This window comes from Listeria sp. SHR_NRA_18 (assembly GCF_003856515.1).
In the GTDB taxonomy this organism is placed as follows: domain Bacteria; phylum Bacillota; class Bacilli; order Lactobacillales; family Listeriaceae; genus Listeria_A; species Listeria_A newyorkensis.
The window spans coordinates 1-380 of the sequence record NZ_QPKR01000117.1; the positions used below are offsets into that span (position 1 = coordinate 1).

General features: G+C 56.1%; 1 protein-coding gene. It reads right to left on the minus strand.

All coding sequences use genetic code 11. The features are described 5' to 3' along the window. Positions 1-380 (minus strand): TerC family protein (locus DUK53_RS17395; RefSeq protein ID WP_483306212.1); only part of this gene is annotated, 380 nt, incomplete at both ends.

Sequence of the window (380 nt, forward strand, 5' to 3'; positions counted from 1 at the left end):
TCGGACAGCTCAACCACGGCCACACACAGCATCAGCGGTGTAGCATAGCGCCAGGCTTTGGCACCACGGCCAATGGTCACATCCTTGTTTTCCGGCTTAGCCAACTCTTCATCAACTTCTTTCTGGCTTAACAGGAAAGCGTGGCCCCGCAGTTTTGGCCAAATCGGGAAGAACCGTTTAACCATGCGGTACGCCAGGTGTTGCGAGTAGTCTTCGATCTCATCACCGTCATCGCCGCTGCGCAACATCATCACCGCCGTCCAGGCCACGATCAGCGCAAAGACAATTTCAACGTATGGCCCGAGGCTGAGCAAACCGGTACCGATGGCAACGAAGATGCCGCGGAACACGATAGCCCCGATAATGCCCCAGTAGAGCAC